This window comes from Terasakiella sediminum (assembly GCF_033100395.1).
Classification (GTDB): Bacteria; Pseudomonadota; Alphaproteobacteria; order Rhodospirillales; family Terasakiellaceae; genus Terasakiella.
In genome coordinates, this window is sequence record NZ_JAWLVJ010000004.1 from 72,333 (window position 1) to 92,891 (window position 20,559).

Annotated in this window: 18 protein-coding genes and 4 tRNA genes; 7 read left to right on the top strand and 15 right to left on the bottom strand. The window is 48.4% G+C overall.

Annotated elements, in window-relative coordinates; genetic code table 11:
• Positions 1-32: 32 nt before the first annotated feature.
• The 7 genes from RYZ26_RS03990 to RYZ26_RS04020 form a co-directional block, all read right to left on the bottom strand.
• Positions 33-2,699: a bifunctional acetate--CoA ligase family protein/GNAT family N-acetyltransferase gene (locus RYZ26_RS03990; protein ID WP_317681869.1), complete on the bottom strand. Its 2,667-nt coding sequence runs from the start codon at positions 2,697-2,699 to the stop codon at positions 33-35.
• A 123-nt stretch (positions 2,700-2,822) separates the two neighbouring features.
• Entirely contained in the window at positions 2,823-3,554 is a 732-nt protein-coding gene (locus tag RYZ26_RS03995; RefSeq protein WP_317681870.1) for a Crp/Fnr family transcriptional regulator, read from the bottom strand.
• Positions 3,555-3,763: 209 nt separating this feature from the next.
• The gene (locus RYZ26_RS04000; RefSeq protein WP_317681871.1) at positions 3,764-4,228 is read right to left on the bottom strand and encodes a helix-turn-helix domain-containing protein; all 465 of its coding nucleotides are present in this window, start codon (positions 4,226-4,228) and stop codon (positions 3,764-3,766) included.
• Between the two features lie 211 nt (positions 4,229-4,439).
• Positions 4,440-4,515: transfer RNA gene (locus RYZ26_RS04005), tRNA-Asn, on the bottom strand.
• A 44-nt stretch (positions 4,516-4,559) separates the two neighbouring features.
• Positions 4,560-4,617, bottom strand: a tRNA-Asn gene (locus tag RYZ26_RS04010).
• A 51-nt stretch (positions 4,618-4,668) separates the two neighbouring features.
• Positions 4,669-4,744 (bottom strand) — tRNA-Asn (locus RYZ26_RS04015).
• Between the two features lie 4 nt (positions 4,745-4,748).
• A tRNA-Cys gene (locus RYZ26_RS04020) sits at positions 4,749-4,822 on the bottom strand.
• 268 nt (positions 4,823-5,090) lie between these two features.
• Between RYZ26_RS04020 and RYZ26_RS04025 the strand changes: the two genes are divergently transcribed.
• From RYZ26_RS04025 to ilvD, 7 genes are all read left to right on the top strand, one after another.
• Positions 5,091-5,744, top strand: a complete 654-nt coding sequence (locus RYZ26_RS04025; protein WP_317681872.1) for a protein-L-isoaspartate O-methyltransferase family protein — start codon at positions 5,091-5,093, stop codon at positions 5,742-5,744.
• Positions 5,745-5,975: 231 nt separating this feature from the next.
• Positions 5,976-7,358: a TolC family outer membrane protein gene (locus RYZ26_RS04030; RefSeq protein WP_317681873.1), complete on the top strand. Its 1,383-nt coding sequence runs from the start codon at positions 5,976-5,978 to the stop codon at positions 7,356-7,358.
• A gap of 97 nt (positions 7,359-7,455) precedes the next feature.
• Entirely contained in the window at positions 7,456-8,172 is a 717-nt protein-coding gene (locus tag RYZ26_RS04035; RefSeq protein WP_317681874.1) for a DUF2497 domain-containing protein, read from the top strand.
• Between the two features lie 108 nt (positions 8,173-8,280).
• A complete protein-coding gene (locus RYZ26_RS04040) occupies positions 8,281-10,917 on the top strand; it encodes a valine--tRNA ligase (RefSeq protein ID WP_317681875.1) in 2,637 nt (878 codons plus the stop codon).
• A 66-nt stretch (positions 10,918-10,983) separates the two neighbouring features.
• Positions 10,984-11,505: a hypothetical protein gene (locus tag RYZ26_RS04045; RefSeq protein WP_317681876.1), complete on the top strand. Its 522-nt coding sequence runs from the start codon at positions 10,984-10,986 to the stop codon at positions 11,503-11,505.
• An 88-nt stretch (positions 11,506-11,593) separates the two neighbouring features.
• Positions 11,594-12,115: a hypothetical protein gene (locus RYZ26_RS04050; RefSeq protein ID WP_317681877.1), complete on the top strand. Its 522-nt coding sequence runs from the start codon at positions 11,594-11,596 to the stop codon at positions 12,113-12,115.
• Positions 12,116-12,207: 92 nt separating this feature from the next.
• The gene (gene ilvD / locus RYZ26_RS04055) at positions 12,208-14,061 is read left to right on the top strand and encodes a dihydroxy-acid dehydratase (RefSeq protein ID WP_317681878.1); all 1,854 of its coding nucleotides are present in this window, start codon (positions 12,208-12,210) and stop codon (positions 14,059-14,061) included.
• 126 nt (positions 14,062-14,187) lie between these two features.
• Here the strand turns inward: ilvD and RYZ26_RS04060 are convergent, their stop codons facing one another.
• The 8 genes from RYZ26_RS04060 to RYZ26_RS04095 all read right to left on the bottom strand — a co-directional run bounded on the left by RYZ26_RS04060 (position 14,188) and on the right by RYZ26_RS04095 (position 20,535).
• A complete protein-coding gene (locus RYZ26_RS04060; protein ID WP_317681879.1) occupies positions 14,188-15,150 on the bottom strand; it encodes a peptidoglycan DD-metalloendopeptidase family protein in 963 nt (320 codons plus the stop codon).
• A 38-nt stretch (positions 15,151-15,188) separates the two neighbouring features.
• Positions 15,189-15,824 (bottom strand): protein-L-isoaspartate(D-aspartate) O-methyltransferase, encoded by a 636-nt coding sequence (locus RYZ26_RS04065; protein WP_317681880.1) that lies wholly within the window; start codon positions 15,822-15,824, stop codon positions 15,189-15,191.
• The gene (gene surE, locus RYZ26_RS04070) at positions 15,821-16,591 is read right to left on the bottom strand and encodes a 5'/3'-nucleotidase SurE (RefSeq protein ID WP_317681881.1); all 771 of its coding nucleotides are present in this window, start codon (positions 16,589-16,591) and stop codon (positions 15,821-15,823) included. The genes RYZ26_RS04065 and surE overlap by 4 nt, the downstream gene beginning before the upstream one ends.
• A complete protein-coding gene (serS, locus tag RYZ26_RS04075) occupies positions 16,588-17,865 on the bottom strand; it encodes a serine--tRNA ligase (RefSeq protein ID WP_317681882.1) in 1,278 nt (425 codons plus the stop codon). The genes surE and serS overlap by 4 nt, the downstream gene beginning before the upstream one ends.
• Positions 17,866-17,876: 11 nt before the next feature.
• Positions 17,877-18,698 carry a twin-arginine translocase subunit TatC gene (gene tatC / locus RYZ26_RS04080; protein WP_317681883.1) on the bottom strand — a complete coding sequence of 274 codons (822 nt, stop codon included), beginning with the start codon at positions 18,696-18,698 and terminating at the stop codon, positions 17,877-17,879.
• A 3-nt stretch (positions 18,699-18,701) separates the two neighbouring features.
• Positions 18,702-19,100, bottom strand: coding sequence for a Sec-independent protein translocase protein TatB (tatB, locus tag RYZ26_RS04085; protein WP_317681884.1), 399 nt, complete (start codon positions 19,098-19,100; stop codon positions 18,702-18,704).
• A 28-nt stretch (positions 19,101-19,128) separates the two neighbouring features.
• Positions 19,129-19,365, bottom strand: a complete 237-nt coding sequence (tatA, locus tag RYZ26_RS04090) for a twin-arginine translocase TatA/TatE family subunit (RefSeq protein WP_317681885.1) — start codon at positions 19,363-19,365, stop codon at positions 19,129-19,131.
• Between the two features lie 114 nt (positions 19,366-19,479).
• The gene (locus RYZ26_RS04095) at positions 19,480-20,535 is read right to left on the bottom strand and encodes an ABC transporter ATP-binding protein (RefSeq protein WP_317681886.1); all 1,056 of its coding nucleotides are present in this window, start codon (positions 20,533-20,535) and stop codon (positions 19,480-19,482) included.
• Positions 20,536-20,559: the final 24 nt, after the last annotated feature.

Below are 20,559 nucleotides of genomic sequence, written 5' to 3' on the forward strand. Positions count from 1 at the left end.
ATCCGAAGGTTAACTGGAAATATAGTAATTTTTTAAAGCTTGAGCTTAACTTCGACGATATCTTCTTCCATGATTGTACGGACTTCAAACCCCATGGCCTTGACCATATCAATCATCGTTCTGTTTTCACGCAGGATTTGTCCGGTAAAATATGTCGTCCCGCGAGAGCGGCAATATTCAATCATCTTGTTCAATAACTTCCACCCCAATTTCTGTCCCTTGAGGTCAGAACGCACCAGAATGGCATATTCCGCATCTTCATTGTTGGGATCCGTCCCAGTTCGCACTACGCCCAGAGTTTCCAAATGACCATCCTCTTCATTTGGTGCCTGGGCAACAAACGCCATTTCACGATCGTAATCCAGTTGAGTCAGGCGCGCCATTTCTGAATGAGGCAACTCCCGAACAGAGCCAAAGAAGCGAAAACGAATGTCTTCTGGTGTAACTTTACTCAGGAATTCGTTATGCGCAGGCTCATCTTCCGGGCGAATGGGGCGGATCAAGACCTTTCGACCATCACGCAATGTAAATTCTTCTTCCAAATCAGCGGGGTAGGGGCGAATAGCCAGGCGACGGTTGGGGAATTGTGTGCTTACTTCCTGCACCCTTATGCGCGCGTCAACAGCCAGTGCGCCCTTATCGGAGCTGAAAATCGGATTGATATCCATTTCCTGAATTTCTGGAAAGTCGATACAGATTTCTGAAATCTCGATCAAAAGTTGACACAAGGCATCCATATCCACAGCCGGGATGTCGCGATACCCCTTTAACAATTTACTGATCTTGGTTCTGGAAATCAGGTCTTTAGCAAGCCGCATGTTTAGCGGTGGCAACGCAATTGCATGATCAGCTATGATTTCAGTGGCAGTACCGCCCTGACCAAATAAAATCACCGGACCAAACACCGGATCATGTGTCATCCCGGCAATTAATTCATGAGTGTTCTGACGGTCATGCATTTTCTGAATGATAAAACCATCGATTCTGGCGTCTGGGTCAAAGTTCTGCACCCGATCCGTAATATCTTTGATCGCTTGCTCAACACGGTCTTCATTTTGTAAAGATAAAACAACGCCCCCCACATCCGATTTATGTACAATATCAGGCGACATGATTTTTACGACGACGGGAAAGCCAATTTTATGGGCAACTTCTATTGCCTCATCCGCATTTTGCACGATATATGGAGCAACAATTTCAATGCCGTAAGCTTTCAGGATAGCTTTGGTATCTGCTTCTTTTAACCAACGCTCTCCCTGATCCACTGCCTGCCGAATAAGATTTTTCACCACCGACCGTGCCGGTTTAATTTCTGCCGGAACACGTTCCGGGGTTTCCATCAAAGCGACCTGGTTTTTACGATACTGCACGATATGCATAAAAGCGCTGACGGCCATTCGTGGGGACGTAAAGCTTGGAATGTCATTTTCTTCAAAAAGATGACGTGCATCAGCCACTGTTTCTTCCCCAAGCCAGCATGTGATCAGGCTTTTGCGAACCTTTTTGTGCGCCTCGACCAGGGCTTGTGCTGCCTTGGTTGTATCTTCCAGGATAGATGGCGCATGCAGGAAAAGAACGCAATCGGCTTGCCCGCTTTGCGCAATAATTTCATAGGCTTTCGCATATTGTTCCGGACTGGTCGCGCCCCCCAGAACAAGGGGATTTTGAATAACAGAATCAGCAGGAAGAGTTGATTTCAATTTCGTACATATCTCATCCGAAAAAGCGGAGAGTGTACCGCCCGCATCCAGTAAATGATCCTGTGCCAGAACATTCAACCCGGCACCATTTCCTATAATGACAAGACGATCCCCATTAAACGGCTTGTTCATTGACAAGGTTTCGGCACCTGCGAAAAGTTCCGCTATACTATTAACCCGAAGCATACCCGCCCGGGCAAAAGCCGCATCATAGACCAGATCCTTCTGCGCCATCGCCCCAGTATGGGATTGGGTAATGGTGGGCATTTCTTCATATTTCCCGGTTTTCATCACCAGTATGGGTTTATTACGCGCAGAAGCCCGTGCAGCAGACATGAAATTGCGCTTTTCATGGATCGTTTCCATATAAATCAGGATGGCGCGAGTAAATGGATCACTGCCCAGATAATCAATTACATCCCCGATATCTATATCATGACAATCACCCAAAGTGATAAAATGTGAAAAGCCGATCCCATGCGCATTGGCCCAATCCAACACACTGGAGGCCATTTCACCACTTTGAGAAATAAACGCAATTTTCCCTTTTGAAACAGGTAGGTGCAACGTACTGGCATTGAGCTTATTACCAGGTATAATCGCGCCCATGCTGTTTGGCCCAAGAATGCGCATTTTATATCGTCTTGCGACATCCTGAACGTCATAAGCAATCTTATCATCATGCTTATGCACTGCAGACAAAATCATGACCGCCTTAACACCGAGATTCCCCAAGCTTTCGATTAAATCAAGGGCGACAGGTGCATCTGAACACAAGACGCATAAATCAGGCAGAACCGGCAGGGACTTAATATCTGGGTAAGCCAAGATACCCGCAATAGCTTTGTCAGTAGGATTGACAGGCATAACGGGACCGTCAAATCCAGCTGTCATCAAATTCCGGATGACCCGATAACCTATATTCAGTGGTTTGGGAGACGCCCCGATAATCGCTATTGAAGCGGGTGAAAACATTTTCTGTAAATGTCTAATAGTCATAATCTCGCCCCTTAGCCTATTCTGCAAATGCTGCACCGCATCTAAAAGGGAGAATGATCCTTTTCATTCAGAAAATCAAGACTATAGCGTTGGGGAAGAATCAGGAAAGAAGGCTCATTTAAATCAGACGTCTGATTCGATGTCTTCCAACAGGTTTTCAAGGCATGGAATGGTCACCAAGCGACCTTTAAAGATTGCGAGATTGTCTTCTTCAAGTTTCTTGATGGTACGCGCAATTGTTTCGGGTCGCGTTCCGATTGCAGCGGCCAGTTCCTGACGCGACAGGGGCAACTCAAGATGGATCTCATCTTCTGCTTTATCTTCCTGCGCATAGCGCGTGCGCAGTCCTAACAACAAGTGCGCAAGACGTTTTCTCACCGGTTGCGTTGTAGTTAAAAGATAAAGTTCTTCAATTTCGCGCAGGTCTTTTGCAACTCTGCGGGTAAAACGAACAGCAACATCAGGGGACTGGGACAGTAGGTGATCGAGGCTGGATTTTGGAATAAAACAAAGCTTGGCATCCATCAGCACTTCAGCCGTACCAGCGTGTTTTTCATTTGCCAGGAAAGAACGATGGCCAAAGGCTTCTCCCGGTTGCACCAGACGAACAACCGCTGAATTGCCGTTTACATCTGTTTTGCGAATGGCAATCAGGCCTTTCTTAAGACAGTAAACGCCTTCGCTGCTGTCACCTTCAAGATAGACATTTTGACCAACCACATAAGAGCTGCTGGCACGTTGCAATTCCTGAGATTGAAGACCAGAGCGTGCAAGTGCGCAGAGAGACGAATCAGCATCGCCCCCACCACAGGTCCCACACTTATTAAAACTGACTGGTTTCCCTTCGATACCCATCTTGGCTTCAGCTTCCAATTATTACTTTGAAACAGATACTTATAAAGTTGTTTTTATTTGTTCTTTATAATCGTTTTAATATCTTACAGAGTTTTTTCTCAAATGAAACAAAAAAACGGCAATTTAAAACGAAAGGTGGGGAAAGGGATTCTCCCATAAAAAAAGGACCTCCCTAACCAGGAGATCCCTTTTTCAAACCATAATGTGATTTATGCGTTTACAGTTTCACTTTCCGCAATTGCACGAACCACATCAATGACACGCTTGCGAATCACCGGGTCCTGCAGACGTGAGAACGTACGAACCAGTTCCAGTGTTTGACGTCGGTGCAACGTGAGGTGCTCTTCCGGAATATCACTTTCGGCGGTTTCACCTTCGTAACCAGGGAAGGATTCGCGTACGCTTTCCGGCATATCTTCAAAGAAGAAAGACACCGGAACGTCCAGAACATTACCAAGCTGCCAAAGCTTGCTTGCACTCACACGGTTTGCACCACGTTCGTATTTCTGAATTTGCTGGAAAGTCAAACCGATGCTTTCGCCCAGCTTGCCTTGTGTCATACCCATAAGGGTTCTGCGAAGTTTGACGCGTTGCCCCACATGTACATCAACAGGGTGGGGGGTGTCGCTACCTCTCGTACCAGGGAGGATTTCTTTTTCGGCTGTTTTTGCCATTTCATATACCTTCTGTTTTTCTCGGCTAGAATTTCTTTGGTTGAGACCTAACACTACCTTTACGGCTTTTTTTCAATCCATAAGTAGAACTATAAGGGTTTCTTGTTCGCTTGTCTTGAAAAAAACACAAAAATTTGTGTGTTGCTATATTTTTTTATGTTTTTGGTCAAAAAAAAACGCCCCCAGGTTACTGGGGACGTTCTTTTTAAATTGGCTCCGACTGCAGGGCTCGAACCTGCGACAGGGTGATTAACAGTCACCTGCTCTACCAACTGAGCTAAGTCGGATCAAAAGATCAAAAACCGATGGATGCACTCAAAGCCTAAAAATTGNCAGGGCTCGAACCTGCGACAGGGTGATTAACAGTCACCTGCTCTACCAACTGAGCTAAGTCGGATCAAAAGATCAAAAACCGATGGATGCACTCAAAGCCTAAAAATTGGCTCCGACTGCAGGGCTCGAACCTGCGACAGGGTGATTAACAGTCACCTGCTCTACCAACTGAGCTAAGTCGGATTAGTGGAGGCGCGAAGCGGATTCGAACCGCTGTTCACGGATTTGCAATCCGCTGCATAACCACTCTACCACCGCGCCTTATTTCTGTCCAAAAAGTTTGGCCAGTCCAAGACGACTTAGGTGCATCCATCGGCGGACCGGAAACTAGTCGTATGACTTGTCCGGGTCAATGGCTTTTTTCATTTTTTTTACGTTTTTTTTGCCAAAGCCCAAAAAACTTGCATTTTCAGACGTCTCTACCATTGTCACAACCCGAATTGAGGATTATAAATTCCACATGCAAAAAACGGATTTTATGGTTTTGCAGTGAGTCTATTGATTTAAATCTTTATATACGGTGTTCGTTATGGATTATGCACTTTCTCGCTTCAACATGATTGAGGGTCAAATCAAAACCAACCGGGTCACCGACCCATATGTGTTAGATGCCATGACTGACATCCCACGCGAAGCTTTTGTTCCAACTGCCAAAAAAGGCATTGCCTATATCGATGACGCGATCGAAATCGCAAACGGGCGCACACTGATGGAGCCCATGGTTCTGGCGCGCATGCTTGAAGCTGCTCAATTGAATGAAGATGATATTGTTCTGGATATTGCCTGCGGCAGCGGTTATAGCACCGCCGTTCTTGCTAAAATCGCAAGCACCGTCGTTGCCCTGGAATCCGATGAAGAACTGGCAAATACGGCGACCAAGACCCTGGAAGGCCTTGGCATTGACAATGCAGTTGTCGTGCAGGGGGAATTAAAAGAGGGGGTCGTTAAACAGGCCCCTTACAACGTCATCACCATGAATGGCGCAGTGAATGAAGTCCCTGATTCTATTAAGAATCAACTGGCTGATGGCGGTCGTTTGGTCTGCATCACCACCGGACGTTCCACAATGGCGACGGTTTCTGTCTATACACGCAACAACGAAACCTTCTCCAAAATCGACATTCTTGAAGCAGGTGTGGACTTGCTGCCTGGCTTTGAAAGCAACAAAGGCTTTAGCTTTTAAGTTTTTGAAAAACAATATAAAAGCGCCTCAACTTAGCAATTGTAAGTGAGGCGCTTTTTATTAACCGAAGTGTGAAATATGTCACGAAGCAATATTATGATTTACCTGTAAACACTTAATTTAGGTTTTTATGTGTAAAAAACATTAGGTAACAAGTGTCTGAATCCTTTGCCTTTCGTGTTGCAGATGGTTAGACTGTGCAAAATTTGTGTGAGTGTCATGAGAAATAAAATGAATTTTCGAAAATCCTTCTTTTTCGGTGCGGCTGCGAGCGCCCTGTTATTTGCTTCACAGGCGAATGCTGAAACATTGAATGAAGCACTCATCAAAGCCTATATGAACAACCCGACACTGAAATCTGAACGCGCGGCAGTACGGGCGACAGATGAAGGGGTTTCCCAGGCTTTGGCAAACTGGCGACCGGACGTCTCCTGGACCGGTTCTGCTGGTCGTGCGATTAACGACAACAACGGCCGTACCGGGTCACAGCGTGAACAGATTATCACACCTGTTTCCAGTGCTTTCACTATCACACAACCAGTTTTTCGTGGCTTTCAGACTGTAGCAGCTACCGCAGAAGCAGAAGCGAACGTTAAAGCAGACCGCTGGCGCTTGATCGAAACAGAGCAAACGGTATTTCTGGACACGATCACTGCTTATTCAAACGTCATTCGCGACGTTGCCGTTCTGGAACTAAACCAAAACAACGAAGCCGTTCTGAAACGCCAGCTGGAGGCGACCAAAGATCGCTTTGAAGTGGGTGAATTGACACGTACCGACGTTTCTCAAGCCGAAGCCCGTTATGCAAAATCAACTGCGGATCGTATTCAATCCCAAGGGGATTTGGAATCGTCTCGTGCTAATTACCAAAACCTGATTGGTGATCTGCCTACGGATCTGCAGGTCCCGACACTGCCAACCGATTTGCCAACAAGTGCTGATGAAGCCATTGATCGCGCGACAAAGAATAACCCGACATTCCTCGCAAGCTTGTTTGATGAAGAAGCTGCAATAGAAAATGTCGATGAAGTTGCAGGCCAATTGCTGCCGGAACTGGACCTGATTACAACACAGACGACGAACCTGGAATCGTCTTCACGTGGGTCGCGTGTTGATGAAACAAAAGTCAGCCTGTCGCTGACCATCCCCTTCTACCAGCAGGGCAGTGTATATTCCCAGGTTCGTGAAGCCAAACAAACAGCCGCACAACGCCGCATGGATATGGAACAGTCGCGCCGGGATGCGATTGAAGCTGCTCATGCTGGTTGGGAAGGTTTTGTAACCTCTCAGGCACGTATCCAATCGTTCCTTGCTCAAATCCGCGCCGCAGAAGTTGCGTTGGACGGCGTACAGCGTGAAGCAGCCGTTGGTTCGCGTACCGTACTTGATGTGCTGGATGCTGAACAGGAACTGCTGGATGCCAAAGTAAGCTTGGTGCGTGCGCAACGTGACGAACTGGTTGCCGTTTTTGAACTGAAACAGGCCATCGGTGATCTGACGGCAGATAAACTTGGTTTGGATACAGGGATTTATGATCCGGACGTCCACTATGATGAAGTACGTGATGCCTGGGTCGGCACATCATCGGTCGGCGACATTGACGAAATGAAATAAGCTGATAATAATTAATTAAGACAAGGGTGCGTATAATTTTAGAAATCGGTTAAATCCGCTTTTTATCCATACGCTTAAATAATTCGGGTGATAGAAGATGAGTGAAGAAAACACAGAAGCCACGGAAGACGGTGCTGAACCGTCGATGGAGGACATCCTAGCCTCTATCCGCCGTATTCTTTCTGAAGATGAGGAAGAAGGTGGTGAAGGTGGCGAACCGGAAGCGGAGGCTGCACCCGAGCCAGAACCGGAGCCTGAACCCGAACCGGAGCCAGAGCCGGAACCGGAGCCTGAACCCGAACCGGAACCTGAACCAGAGCCCGAGCCGGAACCAGAGCCCGAGCCGGAACCAGAGCCCGAGCCGGAACCTGAACCAGAGCCTGAGCCAGAACCCATTATTGAAATGGAAGAGCCTGAGCCTGAGCCAGAACCTGAGCCGGAACCAATCATTGATGAATTAGACATTGATGACGATATCCTTGATCTGACATCAGATATGATGATTGAAGAGGAAGAACCGGAGCCAGCATTCGTGCCGGAACCAATTTCTGCCTCAGACGTTGCAGACCGAATCGTATCGCCACCAACTGTGGATGCCTCTACAGATGTTCTTTCTGAACTGGCAAAAGCGATTCTGGATCAACGCGACATCGCAGTTGGTACACGTGACATCACGCTGGAAGGTCTAACACGCGAAATCCTGCGCCCAATGCTCAAAGAATGGCTGGATCGCAACCTGCCATACCTCATTGAACGTCTGGTGAAGAAAGAAATCGACATCATGATTAACCGCGCAGAACGTCTTGAAGACTAAATAAGCGATTAATCTGCGAAAACCGAAGCGCCCGGGGTTGTCCTCGGGCGTTTTCGCGTTTATTAAATGCATTAAATTTGTCAAATTATATAGAAGGCCTTCTCAGTCATGTTGGACAAGAAATTCAATCCCGCAGCCGTTGAGGAAAAGCACTACAAGCTTTGGGAAGAAAATAACGCATTTGCCGCAAACCATGAATCCGGCAAAGACCCTTACACCATCATGATGCCGCCACCCAACGTGACAGGCAGCCTTCACATGGGTCATGCACTAACATTTACCCTGCAAGATATCCTGATCCGCTATAACCGGATGAAAGGCAAAGACAGCCTGTGGCAACCCGGTACCGACCACGCTGGTATCGCAACCCAGATGGTTGTTGAACGCCGCCTCGAAGGTGAAGGCGTAACCCGCCATGATCTGGGTCGTGACAAGTTCATCGACAAAATCTGGGAATGGAAAGAAGAATCCGGTGGTACCATCGTTCAGCAGCTGCGTCGCCTGGGTGCGTCTGCTGACTGGGCGAAAGAACGCTTTACCATGGATGAAGGCCTGTCTGAAGCCGTTCGTAAAGTCTTCGTCGAACTTTATAAAGACGACCTGATCTATCGCGACAAGAAACTGGTTAACTGGGATCCGAAACTGCACACAGCTATTTCTGATCTGGAAGTTGAACAGCGCGAAACCAATGGTAAAATGTGGTACTTCAATTATCCGATTGAAGGCGAAAACGGCAAATACATTATGGTTGGTACAACCCGTCCAGAAACCATGCTGGGCGATACAGGTGTTGCTGTTCACCCCGATGATGAACGTTATAAAGACCTGGTTGGCAAGAACGTAATTCTGCCAATCGTAAACCGTGCGATTCCAATCGTTGCTGATGAATATGCTGATCCTGAAAAAGGTTCCGGTGCAGTGAAAATTACCCCTGGTCATGACTTTAATGATTATGACGTGGGTAAGCGCTGCAATCTGGAAATCATCAACGTTCTGGACCTGAACGCCAATCTGAACGAAAACGTGCCTGAAAAATACCAGGGCATGGAACGTTTTGAAGCGCGTAAACAGATCGTCGCTGAAATGGAAGAACTCGGCCTGCTGGTCAAGATCGAAGAAAACCCAATGACCGTTCCTTATGGCGATCGTTCTGGCGTTGTGATCGAACCGTGGCTGACAGATCAGTGGTTTGTAAAAGCGGATGTTCTGGCAAAACCGGCATTAGAAGCCGTTGAAACAGGCAAGACGCGCTTTGTGCCCAAGCAATGGGAAAATACCTATTACGAATGGATGCGCAACATTCAGCCGTGGTGTATTTCCCGCCAAATCTGGTGGGGTCATCAAATCCCGGCATGGTTTGACGAAGACGGCAATGTCTATGTTGAATTGACCGAAGAAGATGCCCAAAAAGCAGCGGGCGAGGGCGTTAAGCTGACCCGTGAGACCGACGTACTTGATACCTGGTTTTCATCAGCACTTTGGCCGTTCTCTACATTGGGCTGGCCGGAAAAAACGCCGGAGCTTGAGAATTATTACACCACCGATGTGCTGGTCACAGGCTTTGACATTATCTTCTTCTGGGTTGCCCGGATGATGATGATGGGCATTCACTTTATGGGTGAAGTACCGTTTAAAGACGTTTACATCCATGCGCTTGTTCGTGATGAACAGGGCGCCAAGATGTCCAAATCGAAAGGCAACGTCATTGATCCGCTCGAAATGATTGACGAATTCGGCGCGGATGCCATGCGTTTCACCCTGACAGCTATGGCGGCACAGGGCCGTGACATCAAATTGGCGAAAAGTCGTGTTGAAGGTTACCGTAATTTCGCAACCAAGCTTTGGAATGCCGCACGCTTCTGCCAAATGAACGGCTGTAAACCCGTTGCTGGTTTCGATGCAGCAAGCGTTAAGCACCCAGTTAACCGCTGGATCGTGGGTAAAGTTGGCGATGTGGCTGCCGAAGTTGGCCAACAGATTGATGATTATCGTTTCAACGAGTCAGCAAATGCGATCTATGGCTTTGCCTGGGGGACCTTCTGTGACTGGTATCTGGAATTCACCAAACCAATCCTGAATGGGTCCGATGAAGCTGCGATTGAAGAAACCAAAGCAACAACCGCTTGGGTTCTGGATCAGATCCTGCACATCCTGCACCCATCCATGCCATACATCACCGAAGAACTTTGGGAATCTATGGCTGATGAACGTGCAAACCAGCTGATCAGTGGTGCATGGCCAACAAAAGTGCTGGATGACGCTGACGCCAACGACGAAATGGACTGGCTGGTCAATCTGATTTCAACCATCCGTACAACCCGTTCGGAACTGAATGTGCCTGGCAGTGTGAAGCTGGATGTGTATCTGCACGGTGCGTCTGAAGTCACAGGTCAACGTCTGGAACGCAACATGGATCTGATCCTGCGTATGGCGCGTCTGGAAAAAATTGAACTGGTCGATGAAGCCATGGCAACAGGCTGTGTTCAGGAAGTTGTCAATGAATCCACTGTCTTCATTAACGTGGTTGACCATATGGACGTTGCGGCAGAAAAAGCCCGTCTGGAAAAAGAAATTGCCAATCTGGACAAGATCATCGGCGGGAAAGAGAAAAAGCTGTCGAACGAAAAATTCGTCAACAATGCACCTGCTGAAGTCGTTGCGACCGAACGCACAAAGGTTGCGGAACTGACAGAAAAGAACAACAAGTTCAAAGAAGCATTGGAACGCCTGGTGAGCGCGCTTTAACACATTCTTTGTATCTTTCTTTTACAGTAAAAAGCCTTACCTCTATCGGGGTAGGGCTTTTTCTATATGAGACTTGAAACGATGGCCAACGAACCCACACCAGAAGAACGCGCAGAATATATTGTTAAGCGTCTTGAACTGTTTATCCGCGAAAACCGCGAACCTTTTAAGGGAATGAATTTTTCCAAGTGGCAGACCCTTGCCCGCGTGGAAATTGCCAATTCCATGAAGGATATCGAAAAAATGCATAAGACGGACGACCAGGTCAGTCGCCGTATGTTGTTTATTATCGGTTCATCCATCGCAACCATTGGCTTTTGGGGCGTAGCTGCTGCTTTTGGCAAGCTGGATTACATGCTGGCAGGTATGATCTGCCTGATCGCAGGGATCGTGGTTTTGGCCCATGCGGGCGAATGGGCGACACGTAAAATGTGGAAAAAGGCAGCTGCGGCCAAAAGACAGCGATCTTATAACAACGCTGTCTCCCTTGATCGCCAGATTAAGCAAATGGAAAAAGACTTGAAAAACAAGGCGAAAGAGCTGGAAAAAACCATCAACGCCGTGGGCAAAGCCATCCCGCCAAAATAAATTTAAAAAGACTATTTGAAATATCATTTTGCCTCCCTACTTATATACAAATTTATAAAAACGAAGGCACAAAACTAGGGAGAAAAACATGGGGCTTAACACGCTGATCAATCCACCCGCGATGACCAATGGCAAGGTACCGGGGCTTTGTAAAGCACATCCACTGGAATCGATCAGAGTTGGCGGCGTGATGGACATCGTGCGTGACTTTGATGTGGTTTTATTCAGTGCAGAAGATACACTCACTATCGACGGAAAAACCCATCCGGCAGGCGCCGTGATGGTGCCAAGTCTGCGCAGGCTTGAAAAGAAACTTGCCGTCTTTTCTCTGGATGAACTCGTCTCAAGAGAAGAACTGACATCCAAGGTCAATTTCTTGGGTATGTCCTTTGCGCCAGAACGCATTTTGATGCGCGAAGACTTTGCAAACCTGAACAAAAAATTCCCCTTTGCGCCGAATCATCGGATTTTGATGGTCTGTTCGGACGTGATAAACGAGGTTGCGTTGGGACGCGCACACGATTTAACCACCATGCTGATCACCAATCAGCGTGATGATCTTTCAAGTAAGCTGGGTATTGGATCACATTATGTAGCTTCCAGCGTATAAGACTTTCCAAAGCTTACTTAGACCGTTATGTTAATCGCCCTGCTTGAAACGAGCAGGGCTTTATTTTGTGAAAGACCGTAAGGAAAAAGAAGATGCCTGAATACCGTTCCCGCACGACGACACATGGACGTAATATGGCTGGTGCACGTGCCCTTTGGCGTGCAACTGGTATGAAAGATGGTGATTTTGACAAACCGATCATCGCCGTCGTCAACTCGTTCACACAATTTGTGCCGGGCCATGTGCATCTGAAAGACCTGGGTCAGTTGGTCGCTGCTGAAATTGAAAAAGCAGGCGGCATTGCCAAAGAATTTAACACCATCGCCGTTGACGACGGTATCGCCATGGGCCATGACGGCATGCTTTACAGCCTGCCATCGCGTGACCTGATCGCGGACAGCGTTGAATATATGGTCAACGCCCACTGTGCTGATGCGATGGTTTGTATTTCCAACTGTGACAAGATCACACCAGGTATGTTGATGGCTGCCATGCGCCTGAATATCCCTTGTGTCTTTGTTTCCGGTGGTCCAATGGAAGCGGGTAAAGTCACCATAGATGATGTGGAACATTCCCTTGATCTGGTTGATGCCATGGTAAAAGCGGCAGATCCAAACGTTTCTGACGAAGAAGTCAATGAAATCGAACGTTCAGCCTGCCCAACATGTGGCTCTTGCTCTGGTATGTTTACGGCAAACTCCATGAACTGTCTGACCGAAGCCCTTGGGCTTTCTCTGCCAGGCAATGGTACAGTCGTTGCAACCCACGAAGACCGCAAGGACCTGTTCTTGCGTGCGGGGCGTCTGGTTGTCGATCTGTGTAAGCAATATTATGAAGAAGATGATGCAAGCGTTCTGCCACGCGGAATTGCGACCTTCGAAGCATTTGAAAACGCCATGACACTGGATATCGCCATGGGCGGGTCCACCAACACGGTTCTTCATATTCTAGCGATTGCACAGGAAGCAGGCGTGGATTTCACCATGAAAGACATGGATCGTTTGTCCCGCAAAGTTCCCTGCCTGTGTAAGGTTGCGCCAAACATTGCAGATGTTCATATCGAAGATGTCCACCGTGCAGGTGGCATCGTTTCCATCCTTGGTCAGCTGGAGGCGGGCGGCCTGTTACATCGTGATGTATCAACCGTACATGAAAAGACGCTGGGTGAAGCACTTGATAAGTGGGATATCTCGCGCACATCTGATGAGGATGTTCACAAATTCTACAAGGCCGCACCGGGTGGCATTCCTACCCAGGTCGCTTTCTCCCAAGGGGCGCGTTATCGCGAACTGTGTGACGACCGCAAGGGCGGCATCATCCGCAGTGTTGAAGATGCCTTCACCAAAGATGGTGGCCTGGCTGTTCTTTACGGCAACATTGCTGAAGATGGTTGTGTTGTAAAAACAGCAGGTGTGGATGAAAGCATCTGGAAGTTCACAGGCAACGTTAAAATCTGTGAAAGCCAGGATGAAGGTATCGCACGTATCCTGGGCGGTGAGATCAAAGCAGGTGACATTGTTGTCATCCGCTACGAAGGTCCAAAAGGTGGACCGGGCATGCAGGAAATGCTCTATCCAACCAGCTATCTGAAATCCATGGGCTTGGGTAAAGAATGCGCACTTCTGACCGATGGTCGTTTCTCTGGTGGCACATCCGGTCTGTCTATCGGCCATGCTTCGCCTGAAGCTGCCAATGGCGGGGCAATTGGTCTGGCAGAAGAAGGTGATACCATCGTCATCGATATCCAGAACCGTTCCATCAATCTGGAAATTTCTGATGAAGAACTCGCCAAACGCCGTGCTGCAATGGAAGCCAAAGGCAAAGACGCCTGGAAACCGGTCAAGCCACGCGAACGTTACGTCAGTCAGGCCCTTAAAGCCTATGCCGCCATGGCGACAAGTGCGGATAAAGGAGCGGTACGTGACGTATCGAAGCTTGAAGGTTAAGTTCTAAGCTTAATTGGAAGAAACCTGTGCCCCGGCAAAGGCCGGGGCCTTTTTTATGCGTCATCCCTGCGAAGGCAGGGATCTCTTGGTCGTAGATTCCTGCCTTCGCAGGAATGACAGAGTGTATCACCCACCCAGATACTTCTTGGGGTTCACCGGGTTCATACCTTTGCGGATTTCAAAATGCAGCTGTGGGGTCGTCACACCGCCTGAACTGCCAACGCGCGCAATCAACTGGCCTTTTTTGATCTTCTGACCGCGCTTGACCAGAATTTTATCGGTATGGGCGTAGGCCGTTATCCAGCCCCCTGAATGTTTCAGCAGGATCATATTGCCAAAGCCGCGCAATTCATTGCCGCTATAGGCCACAACACCGTTTTCAGCCGCTTTTACAGGTGTACCGCGCTTGGCCGCTATATTGATCCCGTCATTGCGCAAGCCGTCCTTCTTCGCCCCAAAACCTGATATCAGCTTACCTTGCGTTGGCCAGGAAAAACGACTGCTGGAACGCGGTGGTGGTTTGGGGATGGCTTTTTTGCTGATCCGTGGCGCTGCCTTGGTGACCTTAATTGGTTTTGACTGAGGGGTCGCTGCTACGCGGGCCGCAGGCTTAAGGTCCGTGGTACGCGAAGCCAAGTTAGTCATGCGCGGCAATTTCAGCTTTTGTCCGGGTATCAACGTAAAGGGTGATTTGAGATTGTTGATTTTTGCGAGATTATAGACATCCGTATTATAACCGCGTGAAACGGAATAAAGGGTATCGCCTTCACGAACGATATGAAAAGGCGATTGCGGCAGGCGTAAGCGTTGCCCCGCTTTCAAGTGAAACGGCGCTTTCAGATTGTTGGTATCGATAATATCGCGCACCGACGCTCCGGTTCTGCGCGCAACACCATAAACCGTATCGCCTTTTTGAACGATGATGGTCCCCGGAATTACACGTGCGCCCGTTGATGTCGGTTTTGATGCTTTGGCCGACGGGCTGCGGCTATAACTCCCGCCATTAGACGGCACTTCCACCCATCCACAAGACGACAGGGTCAGACAAACAGCCATAGACAGGGCGATATATTTCCAACGTAACATCATGTTGCGGATTATGCCTAAGGGGCGATCAGCTTTCAATTTTATTCTGGCAAACCGGGGATTAACGGGACAAACCTAACCTGTTCCAATTCTTCTACATCAAACCCGCTTTCAGTGCGCGTCACACGGATCAGCCATTGCGACGTTTTATCTTCCCCAATGGGGGCAACCATAATCCCGCCGACAGCCAATTGATCAGCAAGGGCAGGGGGCACATCTTCGGCAGCCGCGGTGATCATGATCCGATCAAAAGGCGCTTGTTCCTGCCAGCCCATGGTGCCATCACCTGCACGCGCCACAATGTTGGTTTGACCGAATTTATGGAATCGATCCTGTGCCTGATCCAGCAATGGCTTGTGACGTTCAATCGTATAAAGGCGACGACACAGCTTTGCGAGAACCAGAGCCTGATAGCCGGACCCCGTGCCGATTTCCAACACCTTCATGCGGTCGCCGACTTTCAGGGCTTCCGTCATCAACGCAACGATATAAGGTTGGCTTAAGGTTTGGTTGTAGCCAATGGGCAGGGCGATATCTTCATAGGCCTGGTCATAGAACGTATCGGTGACAAACTTTTCCCGCGCGATAGTTTCAAGCGCGGCTAAAACAGCCGTATCGGTGATCCCTTTTCGGCGCAGTTCCATCAGCAGGCGGATTTTGGAGGATTCGATACTCAAGGTACCATCTCCTGCAGTTTCTTAAGCGTCGCCATATCGGTAAAATCCAAAGAGATGGGCGAGACCGAGATTGATCCATGCACCACGGCATATAAATCCGTTCCATCCTTAAAAGTCTCTTCTGAACGAAGGGCACCGATCCAGAAATACTCTTCACCGCGCGGATCATGAATTTTCGCCAAATCATCACCGATTTTGCGGCGGCCCTGACGAGTATATTCAATGCCTTTAACGTCAGCTGTGGCAACATCGGGGAAGTTTACATTCATCAATGTATTTTCCGGCCAACCATTACGGACCAGTTGTTTAATCACATCCGCGCCATGGTCTTCAGCCGTTGACCATTTAACCGCGTCACCGTCTTCGTAATATTGAGATAGCGCAATTGCGGGCACACCCAGCAAAGTTGCTTCCATAGCCGCTGCGATAGTCCCTGAATAAGTCACATCTTCACCCAGATTGCCGCCACGATTGACACCTGACAGCACTAGGTTGGGCTTGGCCTCTTTCATGATCTCATTCATGGCCAGCAGCACGCAATCGGTCGGTGTGCCGTCCACGCTATAACGTTTTTCGCCATGTTTATGGATACGAAGGGGACGACGCAGGGTGAGGGAATGGCCTGTCGCGCTTTGTTCCGTTTCCGGTGCGACAACCCACACATCCTCACAAATCGTGCGTGCAATTTCTTCCAGTACCTTCAAGCCCGGCGCATGAATACCATCATCATTGGAAATCAGAATACGGGCTTGGGACAGGTCGATCATTTGTTTGGCTCAATCACCTCAAGGCCACCCATGTAAGGGCGCAGAACTTCAGGAACAATGACAGTTCCATCTGCTTGCTGATAGTTTTCAAGCACAGCCACCAGACAACGACCAACCGCAAGGCCGGAGCCATTAAGGGTATGCACATGCACAGGCTTTTTCTCGCCCTCTTTGCGATAACGTGCCTTCATGCGCCGTGCCTGGAAATCACCTGTCGTGGAACAGGATGAAATTTCACGATACTGGTTCTGACCTGGCAGCCAGACTTCGATATCAAAGGTGCGACGCGCAGAAAAGCCCATGTCACCAGTACACAGCGTAATGACGCGATACGGCAGCTTGAGGCCTTGCAGAACGGCTTCGGCACATCCCGTCATACGTTCCAGTTCGGCATCAGAATCTTCCGGCTTCACAACGCTGACCATTTCAACTTTAGTGAACTGGTGCTGGCGGATCATACCGCGTGTGTCACGCCCTGCAGACCCGGCTTCAGAACGGAAACACCACGTCATTGCCGTATAACGACGCGGCAGGTAATCTTCAGACAGAATTTCACCATTGACGATATTGGTCAGCGGCACTTCCGCTGTCGGGATCATCCAGAACCCTTCTTCGGTGCGGAACAAGTCTTCAGAAAACTTAGGTAACTGACCTGTACCGTAAAGGGCAGCATCTTTCACCAGGGCAGGTGGGTTTACTTCAGTGTAGCCATGCTTCATGGTGTGCAGGTCAAGCATGTAAGCTGCCAACGCACGTTCCATGCGCGCCAAAGGCCCGGACAACAAAACAAAACGCGACCCAGACAGTTTTGCCGCTGTTTCAAAGTCCATCTGCCCCAAGGCTTCACCGATGTCGTAATGTTCTTTGGCTTCAAATTCAAAGGACGGAACTTCGCCCCATTTGCGTACTTCAACGTTATCGTCTTCATCTTCCCCGTCCGGCACATCATCTGCCGGAATGTTGGGAAGGGACATCAACGCATTTTCAAGTTCAACATCTTTAGCTTTTGCCTGTTCTTCAAGCTCTGCCTGTGATGCTTTGGATTTGGAAACCTGTTCCATAATTTCAGATGCATCACGGCCTTCACGCTTGGCAATGCCGATCTCTTTAGACAGTTTATTGCGTTCCGCCTGAACTTCCTGCGCTTTGGTCAGAAGGTCGCGGCGTTCTGTATCCAGTGCGATCAAAGCATCACTTTGACCATCCAAGCCTCTACGAGCCATGCCTTTATCAAAATCGGCAGGGTTATCACGGATCCATTTAATGTCGAACATAGGTTTTGGCCTTAAGTCATGTTGAAATCGGTTTCTTCAAATTCGTCGTCATCGTCTTCTTCTTCGATGTCACCGCGTTTTTTCTCAACGCCACGAACTGCGATAATTGAGACTTCATACAGAAAGAGAATAGGAATTGCCAGCCCAACCTGAGAAATCAGATCAGGTGGTGTCATAAAGGCAGCAAACGCAAAAGTAATCACGACCGCATACTTACGTTTTGCCGCCAGTCCACGGGATGTACACACCCCGATGCGTGCCAGCAACGTCAGAATAAGTGGCAGCTGAAAACTGATGCCGAATGCAAAAATCAACTTCATCACAAGGGAGAGATATTCATTCACCTTGGCTTCAAGCTGAATAGGAAGTGATCCATCAACACCCAGTGTTTCAAAGCTCAGGAAGAACTTCCACGCCATGGGCATGATGAAATAATAAACAAGCGCTGCCCCCAGCAAAAACAGGATAGGGGACAACACCAGATAAGGTGCTAACGCAGCCTTTTCGTTTTTATAAAGACCAGGAGCCAAAAAACGCCAGAACTGTGTGGCAATCACCGGGAAAGCCACAAGGAAGGCTGCAAAGAAGGAAACTTTCAACTGGGTGAAAAAAGCTTCATGCAACGCCGTATAGATCATCCGGCGGTTACCGCCCAATTCATGCAGCAACTGCGCAAGCGGTTCCACCAGAAAGGCGTAAATATCGCCAGCAAAATAAAAACAGCCCGTAAAAGCGATCAGCAGCGCGGCCATCGCTACGGTCAGTCTGTTTTTCAGTTCAATCAAATGCTCCATCAAGGGCATTGTATTTGCAGCAGATTCCGGATGGCTCACGGCTTAACTCTTTTTATCTGTTGGGGCTTCAGGCGCAGAGTCAGAGGAGGCGATTTCCTTCGGTTCCTCTTTCTTGTCTCTGTCCTGCATGGATTGATTGAACTCAGCCGCTTCTTTTGAGAAATCCATGGCTTTGCTTAACTCGCCGTCTTTATCAACGGTTTCGGAAATTTTATTATCCCAATCCATTGTTCTCGCCGAACTGATCTGGTTTTTCACCTCTTCCAGTTCGGTTTCTTTAATCATCTCGTCAATGTTACCTTGGAATTCGCGCATCATTGCTTTGACCTTGCCAACGATTTTGGCAACGCTTCGCATAGCTTTGGGCAGGTCTTTGGGGCCTACAACCAAAATAGCAATGACGATGATGACGGCGATTTCGGTCCAACCGATATCAAGCATAGTTTAAGTCCAGAGTTCTAAAGTGAAATTATGCGTCTTTTTTATCAGAGGCAGGGGCAGCTGTATCGGCCGCGGCTTCTTCACTCTTGGAAATTGAAGGTTTCTCTTCGTCCTTGGAAACTTCAGCTTCGTCGTCTTTCATGCCTTTTTTGAAGCTTTTGATCCCTTTAGCGAGATCACCGGCAATTTTAGGAAATTTACCCAGACCGAAAATAACAACTACGATAAGAAGAACTACAAGTAGCTGTGGAAGACTTGGCATCATGGGAAGGTTTCTCCGTGTTATAGGTATTTAATAAATTTGTTTTGCGGATAATGGCAGATTGAAACGCCGCCCGCAATGCCCAATAACACTTAATTTTAATATCTTTGAAACAGATCAACCTGCGCGGAAAACAAAGGCCTGCTCATGATCCATTGTCGCCATGATAGACTCATTTTCTTCCGGCAGCAGACGACCTTCAACGCGGGCATGTAAATGCGTGGTTTCGCCCAGATCATCTTCAACGCAGATATGCAACAGACTTTCACGCCCCAGATAACGTGCTGCCATAATATTGGCTTTTTCAGTGGCACTAATCTCATCCATAATGCGTTGAATTTTAATATTTTGCGGACGTACCAGCACGTCTACCTTTTCCCCGTCCTTAAAACCGGACGTGGGAACATAGCCCAAAACAGTTTCTGCCTGATTATTGCGCACCACACCTTTGATGATATTCACTTCCCCAAAGAAGGAAGCCGCAAAGTGGTCCACCGGCTTTGAATAAAGTTCCGTCGGTGTGCCGTCCTGAACGATATTGCCGTCTTTCATCAAAACGATACGATCCGCCATAAACATGGCTTCTTCGGGGTCGTGGGTCACCATGACAGCCGCAACGTTGGAACTTTTCAGCACATGCAGGGTTTCGTCGCGAATTTCTGCACGCAATCCCGAATCCAGCCCGGAAAAAGGCTCATCTAGCAAAATGATCCGTGGTTTGGGTGCCATAGCACGCGCCAACGCCACACGTTGTTGCTGACCACCTGACAGCATATGGGGCAGGGATTTTGCAAATTTATCCATGCGCACCTGTTTCAGGACTTCCATCACCCGGTCCTTCACTTGGCTTTTCGGATAGCCCTTCAGTCCAAAGGCAACGTTGTCAAAAACATTCAAGTGGGGGAAAAGGGCGAAATCCTGGAAAAGAAATCCAATATTGCGCTTTTCTGGTGGAAGAACATGGGTACCATCGGTCATCACCTGATCATCCACCAGCACACGACCTGTCACAGGTGTTTCAAGCCCGGCACAGACACGCAGGGTAGAGGTTTTACCGCAACCCGAAGGACCAAGCAGGCAGACGAATTCTCCGGTATCCACCCGCAAGTTCATGCGGTTGAGGACACAAAAACCATCAAACGAGAGTTCGACATTTTCCAGAAGTAACGTCATGCCATAAGATCCTATTTTTCTTGT

Bases quoted from the DNA above. Each gene is read 5' to 3' on its own strand.
- RYZ26_RS04050 (WP_317681877.1), top strand. From the start codon at position 11,594: ATGGGGCTTAACACGCTGATCAATCCACCCGCGATGACCAATGGCAAG.
- serS (WP_317681882.1), bottom strand. From the start codon at position 17,865: ATGTTCGACATTAAATGGATCCGTGATAACCCTGCCGATTTTGATAAA.
- tatB (WP_317681884.1), bottom strand. From the start codon at position 19,100: ATGCTTGATATCGGTTGGACCGAAATCGCCGTCATCATCGTCATTGCT.
- RYZ26_RS04000 (WP_317681871.1), bottom strand. From the start codon at position 4,228: ATGGCAAAAACAGCCGAAAAAGAAATCCTCCCTGGTACGAGAGGTAGC.
- RYZ26_RS04045 (WP_317681876.1), top strand. From the start codon at position 10,984: ATGAGACTTGAAACGATGGCCAACGAACCCACACCAGAAGAACGCGCA.
- RYZ26_RS03990 (WP_317681869.1), bottom strand. From the start codon at position 2,699: ATGACTATTAGACATTTACAGAAAATGTTTTCACCCGCTTCAATAGCG.
- RYZ26_RS04030 (WP_317681873.1), top strand. From the start codon at position 5,976: ATGAATTTTCGAAAATCCTTCTTTTTCGGTGCGGCTGCGAGCGCCCTG.
- ilvD (WP_317681878.1), top strand. From the start codon at position 12,208: ATGCCTGAATACCGTTCCCGCACGACGACACATGGACGTAATATGGCT.
- RYZ26_RS03995 (WP_317681870.1), bottom strand. From the start codon at position 3,554: ATGGGTATCGAAGGGAAACCAGTCAGTTTTAATAAGTGTGGGACCTGT.
- RYZ26_RS04040 (WP_317681875.1), top strand. From the start codon at position 8,281: ATGTTGGACAAGAAATTCAATCCCGCAGCCGTTGAGGAAAAGCACTAC.
- RYZ26_RS04035 (WP_317681874.1), top strand. From the start codon at position 7,456: ATGAGTGAAGAAAACACAGAAGCCACGGAAGACGGTGCTGAACCGTCG.
- tatA (WP_317681885.1), bottom strand. From the start codon at position 19,365: ATGATGCCAAGTCTTCCACAGCTACTTGTAGTTCTTCTTATCGTAGTT.
- RYZ26_RS04060 (WP_317681879.1), bottom strand. From the start codon at position 15,150: ATGATGTTACGTTGGAAATATATCGCCCTGTCTATGGCTGTTTGTCTG.
- RYZ26_RS04025 (WP_317681872.1), top strand. From the start codon at position 5,091: ATGGATTATGCACTTTCTCGCTTCAACATGATTGAGGGTCAAATCAAA.
- surE (WP_317681881.1), bottom strand. From the start codon at position 16,591: ATGATCGACCTGTCCCAAGCCCGTATTCTGATTTCCAATGATGATGGT.
- RYZ26_RS04095 (WP_317681886.1), bottom strand. From the start codon at position 20,535: ATGACGTTACTTCTGGAAAATGTCGAACTCTCGTTTGATGGTTTTTGT.